Raw genomic sequence first — 21,980 nt, 5'->3', positions numbered from 1 at the left:
CGGATGCTCTCTCCGCCCACCAGGCTCACGAGCCAACAGCCCGAGTCCTGGCAGACAGACAGCGCATCAGCGCTGAGGTCGTACACGCAGTCCTGCCGGCCGGGGGGTTTGATCGTGCTACCGCCTCCGACCACCTGCCCGACTCCGAAGAGACGAGCCGCGGAACTGCGATGGTGCAGTGGTACGTACGTCTTCGCTGTTGGCGCCGGGTAGGCGACCAACCGTGTCGACGTGGATAACCTAACCAGTACAATCGCTACCGTGTCAACCAGGTTGGGCAGGCTATCCCTTCGAGCGAGGTGGCTCTACGATGTGGCTCATGACGGACGAGGCCATGCAACCCTTCGAGCGCATCGCGCAGGACGTGCGCGAACAAGTTCGGCTCAGGCAACTCAAGCCCGGCGACAAACTGCAGAGCACCAGGGAGTTGGCGAACAAGTACGCCGTCGCGCCCGGCACGGTGCAACGCGCCTTCGCCGAGCTCCGCCGGGACGGAGTCATCTACTCCCACACCGGCCGCGGGAGCTTCATTCGCGAGAACGCCCTCGATGCGCTTGCCGACCCGACTGCACAGACCATCAGGCGCCTCGAGGAGCAGATCGCCGATCTGGCTGCGCGGCTCGAACGGGTTGAGCAGAACCAGAGCAGCGGTTCGGATCAGTCCTGAGCCCGACCACGACGCCGTGCTGCCTCGTTCTCCTGTAGCGGTAACCACGGCGTCCCCCGTTCGTCATCGGCATCACTTCGACGGAGATCAGCTTCGGGGTCGCGGGCGTCTCGGCGAGATGTCCCGGCGTGGAAGGGGTGTAGCAATAGCGTCGCAACAGGGCTCTTCCTGCCTGGCAACAGAGCGTCATAGGGGTGTGTAGTGATCGCAGTTGAGCAGTGGACAGGCGAGGAGGCACTGCTGTTGCGATCAGTAATGCGCGCGTCGGTGCGGGGGTTCGCCGATCACCTCGGGATCAGCCCGCGGACGGTTTCGCACTGGCAGAGGAACAGGGCCAGCGTGTGCCGTCCGCATATGGCGCAGATCCTCGACACGGCGCTCAACCAGTGCACCCCCGAGGAGCAGGAGGCGTTCCGCCTGCGCCTGGCGGTCCTTCACGGCACCGCAGTCGCGGCCGCGGGCGCCGACACTCCGCAGCCGACACCTTGCACCGTCGTCTCCCACAAGTTCCTGCCGGCCTACGTGGGCGAGCGGATCGCCCCCCTGTACGCCGTCGGCGCTCCCGCGCCGTCTGGCCCGGGGGGCTTAGAGCGACGGACGCTTCCGGCCGGACACCGCTCAGCCCAGTCGTCCTCGGTCCACGTCTACGGGTGCGGCGTCGCCGTAGTGCACCTGGAAGAGCATCACCGCGTCGAATCGCTGACCGATCTGGCGGTGTGGCGATACCGCACCTATCTGCAGGAACCCGCCTGGGCGGGCAAGCAGATCACGCAGCTCATGAGGCTCCACGCTCCCGAAGGAGCCCCGGCTTACGAGGTGCCCGCGCCGCAGTACGTGCTGTCGGTCTACGAACTCCGCGAGAACTCCTGGGCGGGCGCGGGTCTGGACACCGCGCTGCAGCTCCTGGCCACACCCTCTGTCCTGGTCAACCGCCAGGACCCGGAGAACGTCGTCTCACTGGGGCCGGACGTCGAGGCCGCCAAGTTCCGCGAGGGCTGGTCTCACGCCGAGGCTGTCCCCTTCGGAGGCGGCGTCTCGCAGGGTGTCGCCGGCTGGTCCGGAGTCTCCTACCACCCTCAGCCGGATGAGCGCGCCCTCACGACGGGCCAAATCGTCGCTCTGGAGCTGGATGTCCAGGCGTTGTGGGCCCTCTCCTCCCACGTCCTGCACACCATCGAGGACGGCCACGACCCGGTGATGCCGCCCGAGTACGGCTGGCGATTTCTGCGGAGTGCGTACTACCGACTCACAACCGCACGTCCCACCGAGACGGCTCAGCACCGCGTGATGCGCGAAGCGATCTTGACCACGAGCGAGCTCCCCGATCGGCTCCGCGCCGCTCAGGACGCCCTCCGAGACAGCAACCCCTGATGGCCATGGGAAAGGTGGACGGGTTGGACCCGCGATCGACAGCGCTGCTGGTTATCGACGTACAGCAGGGCTTCGTCAACCAGCACAGCCGCGACGTTGTCCCGACGGTCGTACGGCTGGTGGAGGGCTGGCGGGCAGCCGGCGGTCCGGTGGTCTTCACCCGGTTCCACAACGCGCCAGGCTCGCCGTACGAAACGATTTCCGGTTGGAAGCGGCTGCGCACCGCCGAGGAGCAGGCGTTCGTGAAGGACCTGGCTCCCTTCGTCGACGACTCGGCCGTGGTCATCGACAAGTCCCAGGCGTCCGTCTTCACGCCCGAGGGATCGCAGCTCATCCAGGACGCCGGCTGGAGTGACCTGGTGCTGTGCGGCATCGACACTGACGCCTGCGTGTACGACTCCGCCACAGCTGCCTACCAACGCGGCTACCGGCCGTGGGTCGTCACCGACGCGTGTGCCTCTAGCGGCGGCGCCCAGTACCACGATGCCGCCCTGCTGCTCGCGGCCCGGAACCTGGGCGCCGATCAGCTCATCACCAGCGACATCGCTCTATCTCGTATCAGCGGAACCGGGGGAATCCAGTGAGTACACCTTCGTTCGACGCCGACGTCCTGGTCGTCGGGGCCGGCCCCGCTGGCGTGGCGGCCGCCCTGATGGCCACCAGCCTCAACATGAAGGTCCTCGTCGTGGAGGCCGACAGCATCGGCAGCAAGCTCCAGACCATCGGCGCTCTGGAGAACGTCTCCGGCAACTGGACGACCGGCCCCCAGCTGGCCGAGGCCCTGGCCGCGGATCTGACTCGCCTCGAGCAGGCCGGTCGGTGCTCACTGGTCCGATCTCGCGCCGTGGCGGTCAAGGGGCACTCCGACCGAGCGGAGGTCCTCCTCGCAGACACCCAGGTGCTCACCGCACAGGCGGTCGTGGTCGGCACGGGCGTGACCGCGATGACGCCCGCCGACACCGACTGGATCAACGCCGCCCCTTCGCTGTCCACGCCTCCGCTGTGGCGTGCCAAGCCCGAACAGGTCGGTCCGCGGACCTACGTGCTTGGGGGTGACAGGCCGCTCGGCACCTGGCTGCGAGCTCATCCTCAGTCCTCCGCCACGCTCCATGTCCTCGCCCCACCGACGGACGACTACAAGCTGGCCGAGGTGTCAGGGGACGATCGAGTTCGGGTGGTTCCGGTTTCTCACGTCGTCGTTTCACAAACCCACCCCGGGGCCGACTTCATCGTGGCGATCGAGAATCGCCACGGAGAACGCAGCAGCTACGCCGCAACGGCGGTGCTGAGCAATCTCGGCAATCGGCCGGCGGCCCTCGAAGGGCTCGCGGTCGACGAGGGCGGATACTGCCCGCCGGAAATGCAGCACCCCCGGATCTTCATCGCCGGGGATCTGCGGTCAGGTCGGTTCCAGCGCATCACCACGGCACAGGGCTCAGGAGCCGAAGCAGCCCTGGCGTACTACTACTCCACCGCGCTTGAGCGGGTCTGACGTGGCTACGGCTCGGGTCTATCTGATCGGCTCCCCCGAATCTCCACTCGTGAAGATCGGGTGGTCCGACAACCCCGAGCGGCGTCTTCGTGACCTCCAGACCGGCTCACCTGTTCCTCTCCAGTTGCTCGCGCTCTTCGAGGGTGGCGCCGTCATTGAGGCCGCGCTTCATCGCCAACTCGCCGACAAGCGCCGTCACGGCGAGTGGTTTGACCTGGGGGCGGACCCAGTGGCGGTCGTGAGTCCGCTCGCGAAAGTCGCGCAAGTGAAGGAAGAAGAACGCGCGGGACATCGCCAGCCGGTACACGATCTGCACCCGCACTACGCCTCCATTGAGGAGTGGTCGGTGTGGATGCCGGATGTGCCTCCGCGGGTGTACGAGCGGGTGGAGCAGGAGTGCCCGACCTGGAAGGAAGCTGGACAGTGCCTGTGCGACAGCTAGCCGTCCCGCAGTCGGGCCGGGACAGACCTCGACGGCCCGGAGCGCTCGCCGATGCGGAAGCGGGATACGGGCACGGACCCGACCGGGCGCCCAGCGGAACTCAATTCGTGGAGGCCGTTTCTCCCAAGCGGAGATCAGATCGTGTATCTTTCGCAGTTACAACGATCATGGAAGGCTCGACTATGCCCGACCCGGACGACCGCTCGCAGCAGGTCGACGCCCTGCTGAACGGCCTGCCCGAGGTTCTGCCGCCTCCGCACGTATGCGCGAAGCTGCGCCTCGCGGCTGGCCTCACCCAGCAGGACGTCGCGGATGCCGTGGGCGTGAAGAGGGTCGCGGTCACGCGGTGGGAGTTGGGCCAGACCAGCCCTCGACGCCCGCACCGCGAGAACTACTTGCGTCTCCTCAAGGGCCTCGCGGCACGTTTTCCCGAGGCCGCGACGGCGGATGAGGGTATGCCGACGCCGGCCTCCGAAGGGGGGTCGGGATGACCTAGGTCATCGGCCGCGCGCGCCGAGAAGCGGATTTACCACCCGCTGGCCTCGCGCGGCCCGTCTACCGACCGGCTTACCACCGTGTCGGTCGCCCAGGTCCCGGTTGCATCCGGTCCCGAGCTGCGGCTCACCAGCCGCTTGTTTTCCCACGGCCCCTAACCAGGGCCACTCACCACCACTAACCAAGGCCACCACAGCCAGATCAGTACCGCCCCGCTTCAGCCGCGGCGCCCCCACCACAGGGGCCACGCGGTTCAGCAGGACCGGGAGGGACGGAGAAATCTCCCCCCACCCGATCGGTGTCCGCCCTCTTCTCACGAAGGGGGCTTGCCAGCACATCCGCAGATGGAGGTCGGTCCAGCCCCGAGGGGCTCGATCGGTCCAGCTATATGGAAGGTAGGTCGTTCTCATAGTGCCCGAAGTGGTGTCCCCTTGTCAGCTTGGCCTTGTCCGTTTCACCCCGGTTCAGGCGCGGCGGTCGTCCCGTGTGACGGGACCGACGTACGATTCATCCCTCTTTTTCCGTTCCGTACCGGAAGTTGAATTTCCGGTAGGAAGCTACAAGAGCAGCGCTTTCGGAGCGGTCTCGCTGTGCTCGGTCGCGGCGTCGGCCGCCCGGCTCGTGCACCCGCTCGCGGACGTCGTCCACAACTCCGTCGACGGGGTCGTCCTCGATGGCGGCTTCCCGTGTGGCGGGACGCGATCTGAAGTCGTTGCCCGTCGTGCGGGAGCGACGGGGGCAATCGGGGTTCGCCGGCCTTTGTCCACAGGGCTCCTGTTGCAGGGTCGGCAGGTGGATCACGAAACAGCAGTTCCGGCGGCCCCGGGCGGAGGTGTCCGCTTTGGCGCATACACCGGCCCTATGACGACACAGACGATCTCGGTTCTCGCGGTGTCCGCCGCTCCGGTCGGGGCGGTGGGCCGATGAGCCCCGTGGCGGCGCCGGCCGCCGCTTTCACGCACCCTCGTAGGGAGTCGTCTGTCCCGGCCGGGCCGGTTCCGGAGCGGACGGCGGGTCATCCGCTGTCGCTCGGTCGGGACGCTCGTGCCCGTCTGGGTGGCGCGGTGCGCGCGCTGCTGGACGTCGCGGGCCTGGACGGTGCGTCGGACGCGGTGCGTCTGGCGGTGCTGGTGCTGGCGTCGCGGACGCCGTCGGAGACCGGTGTGGTGGAGATCCATACCTCCGAGCTGGGCCGGTGGCTCGGGCTGTCCGCGTCGTACACAGCCTCCAACGTGGTGCCGGTGCTGCGCCGCTCGGGCGTGGTCTCCGTGGAGACGAAGGAGGGCGACTACGGTCAGGACGACGGCCTGAAGTGCAAGGTGCTGCCGCTGTGGGCGGCGCAGGACGTGGTCGGGCACCCGCTGAACCTGGCGAAGAAGGAGTACGCGACGCTGCAGCGGCTGGTGGAGGCCGTGATGGCGCCGGGCTGGAAGCACCGCGACGGCCGGGTTACCCCGGCAGGGCTGATCGGTACGCGTACCCGTCGGGGTGCGGCGACGGACCGCCTGGCTTTGCTGCTGCTGGTGCTGGAGGCGCGGGAGACCGGGCGGGTGCGGCAGTGCGGCGGGGCGGTGGACACCAAGCGCGGTAGGGCGGCGGTGACGCTGGCCCGGCTGATGGGATGCACGGCAGCGGCGGCGGCGGGGATCCTCGGGCGCCTGGAGGACCGGGAGCTGGTGCTGCGGGTGCGTCTGAAGACGGGCTCGGGCATGCCGAACCGGTCGCGGCTGATGGTGCCGGCGGTCGCGGCCGCGCACGGCCGTACGGTCGCCGACGACGTCCAGGAGGACCGTGCGGAGGCCCCGGAGTCCGAGTTTTCAGAGCCCGACGTTGCGGCAGGGCCTGTTCAGGTGCCGGAGCCGGAAGTGGAATCGCAGGTCAGCGGCGTGCTGGTGACGGATGAGGCTGCTGTTGCAGAGCACGGCGTTGCGGCAGCCCTTCACACTGACCACCCTCACCTGGTTACTCCCGTCGTCCCTCAGCAGCTTGATTGTGGCTTTTCCGGCGAAGGCCGTGGTGGGTTCGGTGATCTGCCGGACCGCGCGTGCGTGCGTGAGGACGGCGGCCCGCTCCGCGGGGAACAGCCGAAGAAGTCCCCGTCGATGAGCAGCGAGAAGACCGGCCGCGGGCCGGTGGCCGGTGCTCCGGTGCGGGTCGTGGACGGTGCGGGCCAGGGCAGGCAGCAGCGGGGGAGGGTGCCTCTGCCGCCGAAGGATCTGCGGGCCGTTCTGGCCCCGGTCGACCTGGTCTGGGCGCGCCTGGAGCGTCCGGCCGCCCGGAAGTTGGTGGAAGCCGCGGCGGGCAGCGAGCTGGAGCGGGTGATCGGTTTCGCCGGTCGCACGGATGCGCCGCAGATCCTCGCCGACAGGCTCGCCCGGCGCCTGGACGAGCAGATGCGGCTGGGCAAGCCGATCGCGGACCCGGTGGGCTGGCTAATCGGTCGGGCCCTGCCGCAGCGCCAGTTGTGCGCGGAGCCCCGGTGCGACGAGGGCGCGCTGCTCGACTCCGGCCGGGGCTGCCCGCGCTGCGAGGACCGGCAGATCGACCGCCGTGGTCAGCGCCGTACGGTCGCGGCCGCCGTCGACGCCGCGATGCCGCACGCCTCGGAGACCGAGCGCCGTACGGCCACCGAGCAGCAGCTGCACAGGGACGTGACCGCCGAAGCGTGGGCCAAGGCCCGCCGCTTTGAGCAGGTCCGTGAGCAGCGGGCCGCCGCAGCTCAGGCCCGTGCCGAAGCCGCGGCCGCGCAGCCGGCCGACGACGTCCCGGCCGCGCCGGTGGCTCCGGTCGTACTGCCCTCGCCGCGCCCGGTCGCCGTCGCTCCGGAGCCGGAGCCGGAGCCGGAGCCGGAGTTCGCCGACGTCGACGACGACCAGGAGCTGGTCATCGAGGAGCTCACCCGGGAGCAGGTCCTGGACTGGCGCTACCGCGCCGCCGCCGACCACCAGCTCGTCCACGACCACATCGACCGGTACGGCGAGCTGTCGGCGCAGCGCCTGTTCACCCGGACGTTCGTAGCCCAGGTGCAGCGCCTGGCCGACCTCGGGCACCTGGACCTCGGCTACACCACCTGGGGTCAGGCATGAGCGGCGGCGAGACGTCCGGCGTCGATCTGGCCCGGGTCGCGCTGCGGGCCGCGATGGAGGCGGCCCGCAAGAACGGCAACGGCCGGAAGGTGAAGCAGAAGCTGCGGCGGGTCCGTACGGTGCGGCGCGACGGGCGGGAGCCGATGGGTCTCGGAGCGGCGATCGGCGCGCTGGTCACCGAGCGGGCCTGGGAGCTCCCGGCCGCCGGCGCGACGCTGCGCGAGCGGTGGGCGGCCATCGCCCCCGAGCTCGCCGGGCACGTCGCCGCCGTGTCGTACGACCCCGACTCCGGCCGGCTCACGGTGTGCCCGGAGTCGACGGCCTGGGCGACGCAGGCTCGGCTGGAGCAGACCCGGGTCATCGCGGCCGCCAACAAGGCGGCGGACCGTACCGTCGTGAGCGCACTACGGATCCTGCCGCCCGGCGCTGCGCCCGTCCCCGGTCCGGCCGATGCTGTCCCGGTGGTCCCGGCCCCGGCCGCGCCCGCCGGTCCGGCCAGGACCCGGGAGACGGCGTGCGAGGGCTACCGCCGCGCACTCGCCGTCCACCGCGCTACCTGGACGAGACAGCAGCACACCAACCCGAAGATCCAGGCAGCCGCCGAACGGCAGCTCCGAGAGCGGCTGCGGGAACCGGAAGAGGCCTTCGCTGACGGCCGCCAGGCGATGGAGGAACTCCGTACCAAAGCCGCCACCCAGCAACGAACGCGCTCCAGTGACGCAGCCCGGGCACGCGCTCTGCAACGTCTGTCGGCAGAACGGGCCGGACTGCCAACGATCACGCCTGCGGCAGCCCCTGACTGCCTGAAGCGCACAGCCTGAGCAGGAAAGCCCGAGGCACGAAGCAACGCCTGTCGCAAACGCATCGTTGTCACTACGGTTCGATGAGATCGGGCTTCTTGCCAGCGCCGGTTCAGGCAGCGGCACTGGGTGGTACGGGGATCCGAAACACCAAAGCGGTGAGGGACGATGCAAGTAGGGGCAGGTAGTCGCGCGGCCTGCGACTCGAGGCATCGTCCAAAACTGATCGGGAGATGACATGCCGAAGTCACGGAAGCGCCGCACCGCACGGCCCAGGAACCCGCGTAGGGAACTTCACCGCCGTCTCGCGGCTCCCTCGAGCGAGCCGCGACCAAAGCACTCCAGTTACGGACAGGTCTGTCCGGATGACGTCCTGATCGATGAGTTCGGTGAGGAAGGCGCAACCTGGCTGCAGGAGGAGTACGGCCGGCCTCTGACGCTTGCGGAGTTCAGCCTGGAACACAGCATCCGCACCGACGAGTTTCTGCTGGACGATCCGTTTACGGGGCCGGAAACCGCCACCGCCGAAGAGATCAGCAAGGTGATCGAGATGACGACTGATGCCATCCTGACAATGGCTGAACAGCAGGGAGTGCTCAACAAGGAACAAGCTCGCGAGGTCGCGGAAACCAAGGCCATGTCCCCCATCAACCACACTGCCGAGGGAATCGACGTCGTACGCATCGCCTTTGCAACGGGAGGGCTCTTCCTCAACGACCGCGGTATGTGGGACTTCAGCGAATAGGACTGACACCACTGCACCAGATTCCCGCCCCTGGCTTTGTCGACGTCACGCGACAGCAGCTGTCGACGGCCTCGGGAGGCGCTCGCTGAGCCCGGATCTCGATGTCGACGAGAACGAACGGGAGGCACCCGCGGCACTCGGCAACGGCGAGACGACGGCCGCCACCTACGCCCGTAGCCAGCGCTTTTGTCCCGGCCTCGGAGAGGCGCCAGACGTCGTCTTGCCGGTCGACACCGATCTGCTGTCCGAAGCCATCGATATTCGACGCGGGAAACGCCTCCCGAACTGCCAGATAAACGCTGCTCCTCATCATCGACAGAGCCACGCCCCGCCCCATGATGGCCTCGGCCCCGCTCACGGCTTGTCCGGCCTCGTCAACGACTGCTGCCAGGCCCCGGTTCAGCGGATGTGGCTGAGGTGGATGACGCTGACGCAGATCTGTCGGTCCCTGATCTCCTAGTCACCCTATGAAGCGACCGACCTCACCGTGCTGATGCGCCTGCCCGGTGAGCGTCAGGCGGGCCTCGCCGCCGGGATCGGTGCGAGTCAGGCCCAGGTCAGCCGCAAGCAGTCCGGGCGGCAAGGTGGTCACTAGCGGATGTCGACCGGCCGCACGGTCATTACGGAATCTCTGTCCTGGACCTCCTGGCCGGCGTCGACCGCGCCGTCCACTGCCTGCCCGCCCGCCGATGTGCACCCGCACCAGGCGCCACCCAGTTGAGGCTGATCAGCGCTCGTCTCATCACCGCAGCCAACGCGACCACTGGCACCAGAACCGTACGCACCATCCGCGTTCTGCCCCTCGGAACAGTGCCCGCGGACCAGCTTGTCCGGCCCGCGTCGACCTCCCCGGCACCGGCCGCGCCGCAAGCGCCGGCGAAGGCACCGGAGACGGCCACCGACGGCTACCGCGAGGCCATCGCCGCCCACCGCGCCACCTGGAACACCACCCGGCAGCACACCAACCCCGAGATCCGGGCGGCCGCCGAACGACAGCTCCGTGACCGGCTCCGGGAACTGGCGGAGAACTTCGCCGACGGCCGCCAGGCCCTCGAGGAGCTCCGCGCCAAAGCGGCCGCCCAGCAGCAGGTGCGCCCCAGTGACGCATCCCGGGCACGGGCTCTGCACCGTCTCTCCGCCGAACGGGCCGGACTGGCCACCATCGCCCCGGCGACGGCCGCCTCCCAGCGGCTGGACCGTACGGCGTGACTTCGCGGTATGCACCGGGTGGGTAAACAGGGTGATCGGCTGCGAGGCGAAGGGGTCGGCTGTCACGCTTTGTTCAGAGGAACAGGAGGGCACGTGCGGCGTGATAAACGGCAGATCCAAACAGCGGTTCTCGGCAGTGCGGATTCGGAGGATCCACTCGTCTTGCCGCTGGAGGCCATCGAGCTGGACGCTTTTCGCCTCCGTCACGAGCACCACTCCTTCTGGTGCGGAATCCTCCTCGGGGGCTGCGGGGGCCAGTTGACGACGAAGCTCTACACCGACCGGGTCTGCCACTTCGCGCACAATCCAGGGCCCGAGGGGCACCGGCCTCTGTGCGGCCGGTCCTCCCGGGGCGTGAACAGTGCGGATCACCTGTACGTGAAGTCCGCGACAACTGCCTGGCTGCGCTCCCGTGGCGCGAGTGCCCATTTCGACTTCGCCCGGCCGGACGGGGCACGGATCGGATCCGTAGTCGATATCCAGCTCCAGCACACCGCGCTGCGCGTGCACTTGGACGGCGAGGTCACACCTGAGTGGGATCAAGAGGACCATGAACCGGTGCTCGGCGTGTCCGTGCCTGTGGACCCGGACACACTGATCCGCCGGTGGTACGTCCACCGCATCCGACTGGACAGCCAGGGCACCACCCGCCAGGTCCAGATCGGCACCGAGGCCTTCGCCCGGCCCACGGAGTGGTTCGGGCTGAACGAATGCACCATGACACAGCGCGGACTCTCCACGCCGGCAGTGCAGCGCATCGTGGAGTCCCGCACCGCACCATCACCGCGGTGGTCCCCGCCCAGGGCCCGTAAAGAAGTAGCCCCGGACGCCCGGGCGCGCGCTCTCCTGAGCCGTTTGGTCGACGCACGTGTATTCAGGAACGAAAGTTCCGCCGATCACGCCTGCTGGCAGATCGCCCAGCTGGAAGGGGTGAGCGAACCGGTGCGAGCGGCACTGGATGCCGCAGTGGCAGAGGCTCAGGTCTGGAGAGAGGAACTGGCCGAGTCACGCCGTGAGCTGTTCTCCAGCCTGGAGCAAGCCCTTGACGCACAAGACTCTCAGCATGTCCGCTCCCTGCTGGGAAAGATCAAATCGTCGGCGGCCGACGGCCGTACCAGCAGTGAGCAAGCTGTTGTCGACCGGGCGGCTGAGCACCTCGCCTCTGCGGCCCTTGTGACGCAGAGGAGAATCCAGGCGCAGGTGGCCGCCAATACCGCGTCCGCGGACGCCGCAAGCAGTGTCGGGAAGATCCTCAGCAACCTGCGTCGCGGAAAATACGAGGACCTGGGAAGCGAGATCGAGGAACTCGACCGCTGCGCGAGAATCGCCGGCGGACGACTGACGATCCACCACAAGCGTCAGATCGCCCAGTGGAAGCAGAGGCACCACAGCGCCTCTTACGAACAGGACGAGCAGCCGCAAGACAGCACTCAGCAGGGGGAGACCACGCCGCCCCCAGCTACGAAACCCGTTCTACGACGCTACTGGATCCACCGGGAGTGCCCGATCTGCCTGTCCGCAGCGGGCAAGGAATGCCTCGACAACGATGGCCGGGGGAAGTGGGCCTGGCGCCCGTCCCCCCATGACGAACGAGTCAAGTTGCCTCCGAAGGCGGTTCCGACCCAGGACGCACCGCAAGAGGTCGGCCAGAACGCACGGAGAGGCCGGGGGAATGCGGTCAACCGGCGTTCCGCTCCGGAAGCGAGGCCGGTTAAGCGGGAACCACGGACCAGTCGGAACTCGACAACAGCCCCGTCATGGACGGTGACGGACATCGTCTGTCCCGACTGCGCCGCGACGCCCGGGTATCACTGCAAGCCTCGCAGCAGCCACCCGCACCCGGAACGTGCCAGACAGTTCCGGCTTCGGTGGCCCGGCAACTAGCTATCCGGCTGCCCGGAGCCTGCGCTGTCAGGCGGTGGTCTGCTGGGTGTCGGCGATGCCGTGCTGCTCGTCCCACTCCTGGAGGACCGTGTGCAGCCGGACGGCCAGTCCTGTAACCCCTAGCCACTCCGAGCGCCCCGCCGCTGCGGTCACGACCGCGCCACACGACCGGCCCTGCTTGTGTGCTGGGCCGGACGCGGGTCACGGCCGGCTACTCAGGAGGTCAGGCACCCGGCTGGTCTGGCCCAGCCAGGCGGCGACGTCCTGGTCGATGTACTCGACCAGGCGCAGGACCTCGGAGTGGGCCTCGGGCAGAGTGAGCCGGCGGGTTCGGCCGCGACGGTCGCTCTGGCCTGGGAGGGGAACTCCGCCGATCAGCGGTTCATGGTGGGCGGCCCGGTTACGCAGGGAACGGACGTGGCTGGCGGTAGTGAACACCGTGGTCCGTTTACCGCCGCTGTTCGGGAACGCCTTGTGCAGGGCCTTGCGCCACAGTGTGGAGTCGTAGTCGACGCTCATGCGGTACGGCCCGTCGCCGCGGGTGCCGCCCTTGTCGAGCAGATTCACCCAGCAGCCGAAGGTCGACTCCGCCACAATCTTCCCGGCCGGGACCGCGCGGAGAGTCTTGACCGGCACTTCGGGGCCACACCGCCCCGCCGCGGCCGGGACCTCGCGCATGACATCCAGGTCAGCGAGGCGGAAGCCACAGCAGGCGCGATCATCCCGCTGCGGATCACCGCCCGCAAAGCCTGTCCCGCCTGCGCCACACGGACAGACGAGAACGCCGCACGGGCCTGCACCACATGCGAGGGAGAAGGCCGCGTCATCCGTGAGCAGCACACCCACAAGGTCCGTATCCCCGTCGGCATCAAGAACGGCCAGAAGGTCCGGCTCCGCGAACTCGGAGGCCCCGGCCAACACGGCGGTGCGCCAGGAGACATGTACCTGAAGGTGCACGTAGTCGACTGAGCAAGTTCTGGAATCCGACAACAGCGCCCGGTGTGGCCGTTCCACGCGTCACCTGCGCTTTGTCGTGCCTGATCCAGCCAATCGGTTTCTTTGCGTCATCATCCGGTGACCTGGAGGCACGGGGTGCCGGATGCGGATACACAGAGGGGTCGCAAAGAGACCGAAGTGAGCCGGGGGCGGAAGAACGTGCTGACGATCAATGTGGGAGTGCTGCTCGCCGTCATCGTCTTACTGCGGTTGCGCCGGCGCACTGAGTCCCGGAGCCGGAACGACGAGAAGCTGACCGTGATCATCGTGCTCGCGCTCGGCGTCGTCATCGCCCCGACCCCGCTGGGTGAGGGCATTGGTGACTTCCTGGGCCAGCTGGCCTCCGGCGTCACCGATTCCTCCCGCTGAAACCGGAGCGCGCCCGATGGCCAACCGCCGCCCACCGCCCCGCCGCCGGCCCGTTGCCCGTCGCGCACGCCGCAGCGCGCCACCGCGCCGCCGCTCGCGCCGGCAGCAGCGCCGCGACACCCAGCTGCTCCTGCTCGGATTCGGTGCCCTCGCAGGCATCACGCTGGTCTGGGCGGTGATCTCCTGGCTGCTGGTGAACTGGTGGGCGCTGGTCGTGCTCGGGGCCCTCGCCGCCGTCGGCGGGACGGTGTGGGCTCACCGGTACCGCGAGCAGCAGGCCTGGGACCGGGTACGGCAGCAAGCACTTCGCTACGGGCTCCAGCAGTTGGACGCCCTGCACCACCGCGACTTCGAGTACGCGATCCGAGACCTGATGCTCCGCGACGGGTGCACCGACGCCCGGCAGATCGGCGGGGCCGGAGACAACGGTGCCGACGTCCTGGCCACCGACCCCCTGGGCCGCACCTGGGTCATCCAGGCCAAGCACCGCAAGGACGGCGACCGCGGCTCGGCCGTCGGTACCCCCGACCTCCAACGGGTCAACGGCACTGCCCGCCAGCTCTACGGCGCCGACGTCGTCCTGGTCGTCACCAACGGCCGCTTCTCCACCCGCTGCGCACCCCTGGCCCAACAGCTGCACATGCACCTGGCCGACCGGCGCACCCTCGCCACCTGGGCGAGCGGCGGGCGTCCCTTATGGGAGCTCCTCCCGAAGATTCCACCGCCCCGCAAAGGCCGGTAGCCTGAGGGCCAGTCGACGACGCGGCGATGCGGCGGCCGGTCTGCAGGGGCCGATGAGGACAGCAGCCGGTGTTGGGTCCGGAGCCGTGCGGTCAGAGTCGGGCGGGGGCGACGGCTGTCTGCCTGCGTGCTGCGGGTAGAGCGATGCCTTGTTGCTGAGCGGCTGTCCCTGGGCGGAGCGTCCAGGGGACTTCTCCGGTCTTGGTCAGCCATTCGTTGGTCACCAGGCGCACCAGGACGAAGCCGAGGACAGGGCGTGGGAGCGTCCAGCCCAAGCCGTTGCCCAGTTGCTTGAACGAGGGGCCGTGCCCGTGTTCGGCACGGAAGGACACGGTGAAACCCGCTGCCTGCGGGCCGCGGTCCGGGTGTTCGTCCTTCCACTGCCCGTAGGCAACCTTGACGTTCCGGGGGAAGAACTTGTTTCCCGCCGGGAGCATGAAGGCCTCCGCGATCCGTTCCACGGACTGGGAACACAGGGCGCAGTGTTCGACGCTCTCCACGTGCCGCCGCAGCGCGGGTGTGGCCACGTCCTTCCACTGCTCCCAGGCCTCGGTGCGGAACACGAACCAATGGCCGGCCCCTGCTCGTGCCGGGCGGCGCAGGACTTTCTCTTCGTCGGTGGGCGGTCGCATTCCCGCCAGGTGACCTACGGCGGGGGCCAGCTGGAACGTCGTGTCGGAGAGTTCGGTGAGGAACCCCTTGCTCAGAAGGTCCGCCAGTGCAGGCCGGCATGCTTCAGGCAGGTCGGCAGCAATCTGGCCGAGGAGCGTGGCGGTGCTGTGGGCGGCGGCGAACAGCGCAGCCAGCCGAGCGGCCGGTGGGAGCTTCTTGACGGGCTTGGCCGACAGCGCCCGGGTGGTCCATCCGGACACCCGCGAGCGCACCTGCTTTCCCAGGGGCAGCGGGTGGCCCGCCTCGCGGGCCAGGTCGGGGACGGTGACGGGGACCGGCGGCGCGGCAGGATCGCTGTCGAAGATCCCGTCACCGATCTGCCAGCCCAGGCCACGAAGAGCCTCGACAGCTTCGCGGGGGTCATGCAGCCGCAGAGCAGCAAGATCCGCACCGGTGAGGTTCCCGGTGCCGCCGCGCGCTGCTCTGATAGTCACCACAACGGCCAGGAGCTGCGGGTCGGGTCCGGGCAGCGGCTGGGATGCCACGTAGCTGAGCAGCGCACGGGCAGCCTCGCCCTGCGGGGCCGTCAAGAGGAACGGCAGCGGCTGCGAAGCGTCGACCCCTGCGCCGGTCTTACTGGAACTGGATGCTGGCTCTGACACGCACTTCCAACGCCCCCCGGCGGCCGCAGTTACTGGTGAACTCCCGCATGGAGCAGTTAGCCCGGCCCCCAGCGCTCATGGGCGCCCCCGACTGAGTCGGGCGTACCCAGCGGTGCTGCTCAGGCGACAGATCCGAAAGCCGGCCATTGGGCCGGGCATGCCTTCGCCGACGGCCCCCAGGCCCTCGAGGAGCTCCGCGAGAAAGCCGCTGCCCAGCAGCGTGCTCGTTCCAGCGGCGCGGCCCGGGCGCGGTTTCTGCAGCGCTTCGCGGCTGAGCGGGCCGGACTGGCCACGATCACCCCGGTGGCGACGACAAGGCCGGTGGGGCGTACGGCATGAGAAGAGCCGACAAGACCATCTGGCCAGCCCCCTGATGACACGATGGTTTGCCGGGATAGACGGGGGAGTACGTGCGGGCTGACAAGCGGCGGATTCAGACGGCGGTGCTGGGCGGGGCGGGCTCGGAGGAGCCGTTGATGCTGCCGATGGAGGCGATCGAGCTGGACGCCTTCCGTCATGCGCACGAGCGCGACACCTTCTGGTGCGGCACCCTGCTCGGTGGCTGCGGCGGCCGCCTGACCACGAAGCTCTACACCGATAGAGCGTGCCACTTCGCCCATCATCCCGATCCGGACGGACTCCCGCATGTGTGCGGGCGCGCCGCCCGCGGTGTGAACAGCGCGGACCACCTGTATGTGAAGTCGGCGGCCGCGGCCTGGCTCGCCGACAGGGGAGAGCAGGCCACCTTCACCTACACCCGCCCCGGGGGCGGGTCGCTGGGCTCCGTCGTCGACGTCCGGTGGCGGCACGGTGCCCTGCGGGTACATCTGGACCAGGCGGTGGCCCCGGTGTGGGACGACGCGGGGGAGCCGGTGCTCGGCACCATGGTCCCCGTGGACCGGGACACGCTGGTCCGCCGCTGGTACGTGCACCGGATCCGTCTCGACAGCGAGGGCACGGTCCGCCGGGTACGGATCGGGACCGAGGCCTTCGCCCGGCCCACCGAGTGGTTCGCCCTGGACGAGTGCGAGATGACCGAGCGGGGCCTGTCCACCCCGGCGGTCGAGCGGATCATCCGATCCCGCAGCGCGCCCCCGCCGGTCCGCCCGGCCGCGCGCACGGACAGGAAGTTGCCGAACGCCCAGACCCGGACGCAGGTCCTCTTCCGCCGCATCGAGGAGGCCCGTGCTGTGGGATCCGTGGTCGTGGTGGCCAGGGTGAGCCACGCCCTGGCCACCCTGGACGGGGTGGACCAGGAGACCCGGGCCCAGATCGACATCGTTCTCCAGGACGCCAAGATCTGGCTGCGGGAGCAGGCCGCGGCGCGGCGGGAGATGTTCTTACGGCTGGGCGAAGCCGTGGCCGAGGGGAACGTCCAGGAGGCCCGCGGGCTGCTTGCCCGCGTGAACGCGATCGCGGCCCACGACCGCACCGACAGCGAAACCCAGACGGCCGGGACGGCCGCCACCTTCCTCGCTGGAGTGCTTCGGGAACAGGAAGAAACCGCCCGCAGGCTCAACGCTGCGGCCGAGGCCAAGGAAGAGGCCCGTCGGAGAACGGCCCGGCAGAAGACGGAAGCACTGGAGCGGGTACGCACGACCCTGCGCACCCTGCGTCGTCACGGCCGCACCATGCTGGGGACGGAGAAGCGGCGTCGGGTCGCCATGCTCACCGACCTGGCCGCCACAGCTGGTGATCAACTCTCGCGCAGCGAGACCACCCAGATCGAGGCGTGGAAGGCCCGCGTGCAGCGCGAGCGAAAGACGCCGGCACCTGAACAAGCACTTCCCGCACAGAAAAAGCCCGCCCCGGACCGGACACCGAAACCCGACCGGGACCGAAACGTACAGCAGCAGAAAGGCGAGCCCCGCCTGCACCTACAGGTGGCGCGCGCGGACTGGTACAGCGAAACCTGCCCGCGCTGCTACGCCGGGGCCGGGAAGCCGTGCGGCAACGACGACCGGGTCGGCCCCGGCCGGACGCGGCAACTTCCTCACGACGAACGCCTGCGCAGAGTCCTGCACCACAGCAACGCCCGCTCCCGGCCGCCACGACAACCCCGGGAGATGCGGAGCGAACAATCGACCGGTGACACGGCGGCCCGGACCTGGCACGCGCGGGAAGTCAGGTGCCCGAAGTGCCAGGCCCCGCCGGAGGCCCGCTGCACGTCCAACGGGCCGCACCGCGAACGGGTGGAGTGGGCAGCGGAGTTCACTCGCAAGCTGTGGGGCTGACCTCCGGCCGCTCAGGTGCCGGCCGATCTCTGGCCGTCGGCATCACCCGTTTCTGGTGAGCTCGCGATGAACGCTGCCTGGCCACGAGCTCGGGTGCAGTTGATCGGCCTGTGATGATCAAACTGTTCCGCGGCCGCCGCGCCACCTCCGTCGATCAGGCCGCTATCGCTGCCTTCGCCCTCACCACGGCCGGGCGGACGACCCGCCCACCTATGTTTCCTGCCGTAAGTGATTCCTGCGGCGTAGCGTGACAGGCCCACGCCCGGTAGACACCGTGAGCCGCGGTCACCAGCAAAGGGAATGGGTCCGAAGCGACATGGACGAAGCGCCCTGACCTGCGGCTGATTGTCAGTGCTGCCGTTTAGGATCCCGCCGTGGCGAAACCGAGCGATGAACTGATCCAGCTATACCGCACGGCCGTCGAGGCCCAGACCAAAGCGACCAGCGAGCCGTACACCGATGAAGGCTGGGCGCCCTGGCGTGCGGCGGCAGCAACGTTTCAGCAGGCCGTGACAGCGGAGGCCGAAGCAACCGAGGCGGACCGGGCGAAGCTGGAGCAGGCGGTGAAGCGGATCGTGCTGCACCCAGAGCCCGAAACCGAGTAAGCAACTCCGCCCCCGTCCGGGAGCAGCCAGGCGGGGGCGGGAAGCATTGCCGCCTCGTACAGAGCCTTCCACCCGTGGGGAAAGCGTAGGGAATCCCCGGCGGAATGGCCGGGGACCCCTGGACTACTTGTTCTGCATGCACCAGATGATCGAGGTGGTGATGAAGGTTCCGAGTGGCCCGCCAGCGCTGCGAGCAGCTCCGTGAGCTATGGACCGGCTCAGGGAGTTGAGAAACGGGCGGGGCCCGCAGGACGAGCGGGCGCAGGAGTTGATGCGCTGGCTGCTCTATGCCCGCCGAACTGAGTCGCCTGACGGTGCGTTACCGCAGCCGCTCCGCCTGACGGTGCCGGTCGTGGTGCTGAATTGCTTGCTCGGGAAAGGCACGGGCCATCCAGTCCGCGGGGGCGCCGACCTGGTGCAGTGTTGCGATCTGCCGGTCGTAGTCGTGCCCTTCGGGGCTGGCATGGACGCGCAGGTAGACGGGGTCGTCGTTGCCGGCGGTGTGGCCGTCGAAGTAGAAGGCGCAGGTGTGGTCCCACTGGTAGGGGGCGTCCGGTTCGGCGCAGTGGCAGAACCGGTGGGCCACGCGAACCGGCAGGCCCCAGCGTGGGTGGCACAGTCGCTGCAGGAGCTGGTCGTGCCAGCGGGCACGGGGATGGGCAGTGCGGGCGTCGATCTTCCAGCTGTCGCCGTCGTCCCAGCACTGGACCCGGTAGAAGGCGGTGACGGTGTGGAAGAGCGCGATACGTCGCAGCAGCCCGCTGCCCACGGCGGCCCGCCTGGCTCGTGAGCCTTCGAGGCTGGGGTAGGCGTGCAGGTGCCTGGATTCGCCGCCGTCGAGTTGCGGGGCCGTCCACAATGGCCGCAGACCGGTGTCGTCGCACCAGCGCCGGTGCCGGCGCTCGATGTCCACCCAGCTTTCCGTCAGCCCCTTGGGCAGTGCGAGGACGAGCGTGGCTGTCTGCCCAGGGTCCTTCACCGTGTGCAGGTGCAGTTGCCGACCGTCGGCCTTGATGCCGGTCATCCGCAGGCCGGGGATTCCGTGCGGATCGTCACCGCTTCCTGGTGCGGGAGCCGCGGGGAGCAGCCGGCTCAGACAGTGCTCGGGAAAGGAGTACCGCTTGTGGCCCATGTAGGCGTCGAGGTGCAGCGTGAGGGACGTGACGGTGCTGCTCAGGGAGGTGATGCCGAAGGGGTGCGCGCATAGGTCCGGAGAGGTTCCCAGCTGCTCGAGGACAAGGCTCTCCAGCCGTGCCTGCGCCGGCGAGGCTGCGGGCGTCGGGTGGCTGGTGCGAAGGCCGGTGCGGCGGGAGCGGCCACTGCACTCGGACCAATAGCGGAGTTTGCGGGATTCCCACGAGGAGCGGTCGCTCACGGCAGTGTGCCTTCCTGACGCGCCTCTGCCCGATCCCGGCACGTCAACGAACACTGACGAGCTGCTGTGTGTGATGTCGTGGTGCAGGCCGGTGCAATGCCACGCTCCTTGCGTTCCGGTTCGCCGGATCGGGCGGCGGTCGAAACGTGGCCCGCCTCGGGCCACCGCCCATCATGCAACCGGTGACCGAGCCAAGTGGACGACACCCTCACGGGTTCACTCGGACGGGCGGGCGCCCGAAGCCTGACGTAGCCCCTCAGGACGTGCGCGCCCGGGCGGGTGTGCCGTTCAGGGAGTCGAGGAGCTCGCCGAAGGTGAGCTTGGTGTCGTCGTGCTCGAAGGTCATGGCGGTGGCGAGCGCCTCCCACCGGCTGGTGCTGCGCCCGCAGTGTTCCAGCAGGGTCGTCAGAGTGATCTCGGGTTCGTGGCGGGTGAGGACTTCGCCGGCGGGGATCTGGCGCAGGTGTTCCAGGGTGTGGTGGCGGGAGTTGAGGAGGGCTCGGTAGACCTCGGAGCGGGAGAGGATCTCACCGGTGGCGGGGGAGTCGAGCCAGGACTGCAGGACGGCTGCCGGGTCGGGGTGCTGGTCGAGGTCGTCGTCACTCAGCAGCCGCAGCACACCGTCGTCCTCGTCCTCGGGGGCAGGGACGGCCGCCGCCGCTCCCAGGAACCAGTCGGGGCCGTCGACTTTCTCGGCGGTCCAGGCCAGCTCGGCGGGGTGCAGCACGGTGAGGACATGGGTCACGGCGGGGTGCGGAGTGTGCGGGTTGGCGGCGAGAGCGGCCAGGGTCTGGGCCCGGCGGTGTTCGGAGTGGCGTTCCAGGAGCCGTGCCGGCCGGTCGTGGTCGGCGAGAAGAGTGTCGTCGACGATGCGGATCAGGGTCCGGCTCGGTGCGGGGGAGACGACGGCCGGCGGATCCAGGGCGGCGAGCTGAGCGCAGGCGCCCGCGAGGTGGTCGGGGTTGGTGCTGAGCAGGGCCAGGTCCTCGGCGAGCCGACGGACACGTCCGTCGAACTCGTAGTCGTTGGCCCGCTTCTCGGGCAGGCTGAGCAACTGGCCGCGGACCACGGCCGTGTCGGCGGCCGCGTGCAGCTGCTCGGCGGCGATGTCGGCCAGGTGCGGGTTGTTGTCGACGCGGCAGGCGATGTGGTGCAGGGTCCTGCGGGCCGTCACCTGCGGGTTGGGTAGTTCGGCCAGCTCGGGCAGGCACAACGCGGGCAGGCAGGCCCGCAGCAGGTCCTCGTTGAGAGCGGGGGCCGGCTCTTCGGCGGGGAGTGTTTCGCCGGAGTCTTCCTCGCCGGGCGGATAGCCGGCGGCGTAGGTTCGGGCGTCTTCCCGGGCCTGGGTCTCGGCCTGGTCCAGGAGCAGGTGCTGGACGGCCGCCCCCAGCGTGGGATGCGCGGCGAGTTCCGCCCACCGCTCGGGACACCGGGCGAGCATTGCCCAGGCGCTGCGGCCTCCCATTTCCAGCGACCAGTCCTGCGCGTACCCGGACATGGCCTCCCAGCCCTCTTCGGGTTCCGGGTGGAGCAGGTACGCCGCCAGCGGGGTGAGGGACGCCTCGAGGACGGCGTCGAACAAGGGCTGCGGCACCGGCGGGGGCGGCGCGGCTCCTTCCTTGCGGGTGTACCGGTCAAGGTCCCAGTCCCCCACGACCCGCTCTACCTCGTGGTCGGCGAGGCGTGGCAGGAGCGCGATCGCCGCCTCAACCTGCTCGGGGCGCCGGGCCAGGGCGGAGACCAGCCCGGCCCACAGGCGACGGTGGCGCAGGATGGCCGGCACGTCGTCGGCGGTCACCGTGCCCTCGGCCGCCAGGGCGGCGAGCAGCTTCTCGTCGCCGTGGACCAGGAGCCGGCCCCGCAGCCGCTTGGCCGACGTCCGCGCGAGCAGTGCGGGAAGCGCCGCTTTGAGGGCTTCCTCCCGCCACTGGTCACCCCGGGCATCGAACAACCCGTTCGGGCATTCCGCCGGAGCACACAGGGCCTCGATCACCGTCTTGAGAGCCTCTTTAGGGAGTTCCTCGCTCATCGCGAGGTCCCGCCACAGCGGATACGTACGGGCATTGACCATCCCCGGATCCCCTCTCCCACCTGACCCGGCGTCACCGCCCGGTCGCCATCCGTTGTGACGACCGTACGGCGTACCCGGGCCGGAGCGGGGCGCGATCCACGAAGTGCAACCGTGACGGTGCAGA

21 protein-coding genes are annotated in these 21,980 nt (G+C 69.3%); 16 read left to right on the top strand and 5 right to left on the bottom strand.

Going from position 1 to position 21,980, the window contains the following annotated elements; translation table 11 throughout:
• Positions 1-319 precede the first annotated feature (319 nt).
• The 11 genes from ACGFU7_RS34795 (at position 320) to ACGFU7_RS34745 (ending at position 12,191) form a co-directional block, all read left to right on the top strand.
• Positions 320-667, top strand: a complete 348-nt coding sequence (locus ACGFU7_RS34795; RefSeq protein WP_393701286.1) for a GntR family transcriptional regulator — start codon at positions 320-322, stop codon at positions 665-667.
• 354 nt (positions 668-1,021) lie between these two features.
• On the top strand, positions 1,022-2,038 hold the full coding sequence (locus ACGFU7_RS34790) for an XRE family transcriptional regulator (RefSeq protein ID WP_393701284.1): 1,017 nt from the start codon (positions 1,022-1,024) through the stop codon (positions 2,036-2,038).
• Between the two features lie 14 nt (positions 2,039-2,052).
• The gene (locus ACGFU7_RS34785) at positions 2,053-2,622 is read left to right on the top strand and encodes an isochorismatase family cysteine hydrolase (protein WP_393701410.1); all 570 of its coding nucleotides are present in this window, start codon (positions 2,053-2,055) and stop codon (positions 2,620-2,622) included.
• Entirely contained in the window at positions 2,619-3,530 is a 912-nt protein-coding gene (locus ACGFU7_RS34780; protein WP_393701283.1) for an FAD-dependent oxidoreductase, read from the top strand. The genes ACGFU7_RS34785 and ACGFU7_RS34780 overlap by 4 nt, the downstream gene beginning before the upstream one ends.
• Before the next feature lies 1 nt (position 3,531).
• Entirely contained in the window at positions 3,532-3,972 is a 441-nt protein-coding gene (locus tag ACGFU7_RS34775) for a GIY-YIG nuclease family protein (protein ID WP_393701408.1), read from the top strand.
• 167 nt (positions 3,973-4,139) lie between these two features.
• The gene (locus ACGFU7_RS34770; protein WP_393701281.1) at positions 4,140-4,463 is read left to right on the top strand and encodes a helix-turn-helix transcriptional regulator; all 324 of its coding nucleotides are present in this window, start codon (positions 4,140-4,142) and stop codon (positions 4,461-4,463) included.
• Between the two features lie 1,068 nt (positions 4,464-5,531).
• Positions 5,532-7,553 (top strand): hypothetical protein, encoded by a 2,022-nt coding sequence (locus tag ACGFU7_RS34765; RefSeq protein ID WP_393701280.1) that lies wholly within the window; start codon positions 5,532-5,534, stop codon positions 7,551-7,553.
• Positions 7,550-8,374 (top strand): DciA family protein, encoded by an 825-nt coding sequence (locus ACGFU7_RS34760; protein WP_393701279.1) that lies wholly within the window; start codon positions 7,550-7,552, stop codon positions 8,372-8,374. Before ACGFU7_RS34765 ends, ACGFU7_RS34760 begins: the two co-directional genes overlap by 4 nt.
• 217 nt (positions 8,375-8,591) lie before the next feature.
• Positions 8,592-9,098, top strand: coding sequence for a hypothetical protein (locus tag ACGFU7_RS34755; RefSeq protein WP_393701277.1), 507 nt, complete (start codon positions 8,592-8,594; stop codon positions 9,096-9,098).
• A gap of 810 nt (positions 9,099-9,908) precedes the next feature.
• Positions 9,909-10,307 (top strand): hypothetical protein, encoded by a 399-nt coding sequence (locus ACGFU7_RS34750; protein ID WP_393701276.1) that lies wholly within the window; start codon positions 9,909-9,911, stop codon positions 10,305-10,307.
• Positions 10,308-10,469: 162 nt separating this feature from the next.
• Positions 10,470-12,191, top strand: a complete 1,722-nt coding sequence (locus tag ACGFU7_RS34745; RefSeq protein WP_393701274.1) for a hypothetical protein — start codon at positions 10,470-10,472, stop codon at positions 12,189-12,191.
• Between the two features lie 27 nt (positions 12,192-12,218).
• Here the strand turns inward: ACGFU7_RS34745 and ACGFU7_RS34740 are convergent, their stop codons facing one another.
• Both ACGFU7_RS34740 and ACGFU7_RS34735 read right to left on the bottom strand, forming a co-directional pair.
• A complete protein-coding gene (locus tag ACGFU7_RS34740; RefSeq protein ID WP_393701272.1) occupies positions 12,219-12,344 on the bottom strand; it encodes a hypothetical protein in 126 nt (41 codons plus the stop codon).
• A 48-nt stretch (positions 12,345-12,392) separates the two neighbouring features.
• The gene (locus ACGFU7_RS34735) at positions 12,393-12,869 is read right to left on the bottom strand and encodes a hypothetical protein (protein ID WP_393701415.1); all 477 of its coding nucleotides are present in this window, start codon (positions 12,867-12,869) and stop codon (positions 12,393-12,395) included.
• On the opposite strand from ACGFU7_RS34735, the gene ACGFU7_RS34730 reads away from it, so the two are divergent.
• From ACGFU7_RS34730 to ACGFU7_RS34720, 3 genes are all read left to right on the top strand, one after another.
• Entirely contained in the window at positions 12,753-13,160 is a 408-nt protein-coding gene (locus ACGFU7_RS34730; protein ID WP_393701406.1) for a DnaJ C-terminal domain-containing protein, read from the top strand. The genes ACGFU7_RS34735 and ACGFU7_RS34730 overlap by 117 nt on opposite strands.
• 186 nt (positions 13,161-13,346) lie before the next feature.
• Complete coding sequence (locus ACGFU7_RS34725) at positions 13,347-13,556, top strand: hypothetical protein (RefSeq protein WP_030595027.1); 210 nt, start codon at positions 13,347-13,349, stop codon at positions 13,554-13,556.
• A 16-nt stretch (positions 13,557-13,572) separates the two neighbouring features.
• The gene (locus ACGFU7_RS34720; RefSeq protein WP_393701270.1) at positions 13,573-14,298 is read left to right on the top strand and encodes a restriction endonuclease; all 726 of its coding nucleotides are present in this window, start codon (positions 13,573-13,575) and stop codon (positions 14,296-14,298) included.
• A gap of 91 nt (positions 14,299-14,389) precedes the next feature.
• Here ACGFU7_RS34720 and ACGFU7_RS34715 read toward each other — a convergent pair whose 3' ends face one another.
• Entirely contained in the window at positions 14,390-15,571 is a 1,182-nt protein-coding gene (locus ACGFU7_RS34715; RefSeq protein ID WP_393701268.1) for a hypothetical protein, read from the bottom strand.
• A gap of 410 nt (positions 15,572-15,981) precedes the next feature.
• On the opposite strand from ACGFU7_RS34715, the gene ACGFU7_RS34710 reads away from it, so the two are divergent.
• Both ACGFU7_RS34710 and ACGFU7_RS34705 read left to right on the top strand, forming a co-directional pair.
• On the top strand, positions 15,982-17,805 hold the full coding sequence (locus tag ACGFU7_RS34710; RefSeq protein ID WP_393701266.1) for a hypothetical protein: 1,824 nt from the start codon (positions 15,982-15,984) through the stop codon (positions 17,803-17,805).
• A gap of 374 nt (positions 17,806-18,179) precedes the next feature.
• Positions 18,180-18,410: a hypothetical protein gene (locus ACGFU7_RS34705; protein ID WP_393701265.1), complete on the top strand. Its 231-nt coding sequence runs from the start codon at positions 18,180-18,182 to the stop codon at positions 18,408-18,410.
• 319 nt (positions 18,411-18,729) lie between these two features.
• Here the strand turns inward: ACGFU7_RS34705 and ACGFU7_RS34700 are convergent, their stop codons facing one another.
• The gene (locus ACGFU7_RS34700) at positions 18,730-19,785 is read right to left on the bottom strand and encodes a hypothetical protein (protein WP_393701264.1); all 1,056 of its coding nucleotides are present in this window, start codon (positions 19,783-19,785) and stop codon (positions 18,730-18,732) included.
• Positions 19,786-20,041: 256 nt separating this feature from the next.
• Positions 20,042-21,856, bottom strand: a complete 1,815-nt coding sequence (locus ACGFU7_RS34695; protein ID WP_393701263.1) for a hypothetical protein — start codon at positions 21,854-21,856, stop codon at positions 20,042-20,044.
• Positions 21,857-21,980: the final 124 nt, after the last annotated feature.

Source organism: Streptomyces sp. NPDC048473 (genome assembly GCF_043200155.1).
Taxonomy (GTDB): domain Bacteria; phylum Actinomycetota; class Actinomycetes; order Streptomycetales; family Streptomycetaceae; genus Streptomyces.
The sequence above is the reverse complement of the archived record's forward strand: the minus strand, read 5'-3'. Positions and strand labels throughout refer to the sequence as shown.

Bases quoted from the DNA above. Each gene is read 5' to 3' on its own strand.
- ACGFU7_RS34795 (WP_393701286.1), top strand. From the start codon at position 320: ATGACGGACGAGGCCATGCAACCCTTCGAGCGCATCGCGCAGGACGTG.
- ACGFU7_RS34790 (WP_393701284.1), top strand. From the start codon at position 1,022: ATGGCGCAGATCCTCGACACGGCGCTCAACCAGTGCACCCCCGAGGAG.
- ACGFU7_RS34770 (WP_393701281.1), top strand. From the start codon at position 4,140: ATGGAAGGCTCGACTATGCCCGACCCGGACGACCGCTCGCAGCAGGTC.
- ACGFU7_RS34760 (WP_393701279.1), top strand. From the start codon at position 7,550: ATGAGCGGCGGCGAGACGTCCGGCGTCGATCTGGCCCGGGTCGCGCTG.
- ACGFU7_RS34755 (WP_393701277.1), top strand. From the start codon at position 8,592: ATGCCGAAGTCACGGAAGCGCCGCACCGCACGGCCCAGGAACCCGCGT.
- ACGFU7_RS34735 (WP_393701415.1), bottom strand. From the start codon at position 12,869: ATGCGCGAGGTCCCGGCCGCGGCGGGGCGGTGTGGCCCCGAAGTGCCG.
- ACGFU7_RS34720 (WP_393701270.1), top strand. From the start codon at position 13,573: ATGGCCAACCGCCGCCCACCGCCCCGCCGCCGGCCCGTTGCCCGTCGC.
- ACGFU7_RS34695 (WP_393701263.1), bottom strand. From the start codon at position 21,856: ATGGTCAATGCCCGTACGTATCCGCTGTGGCGGGACCTCGCGATGAGC.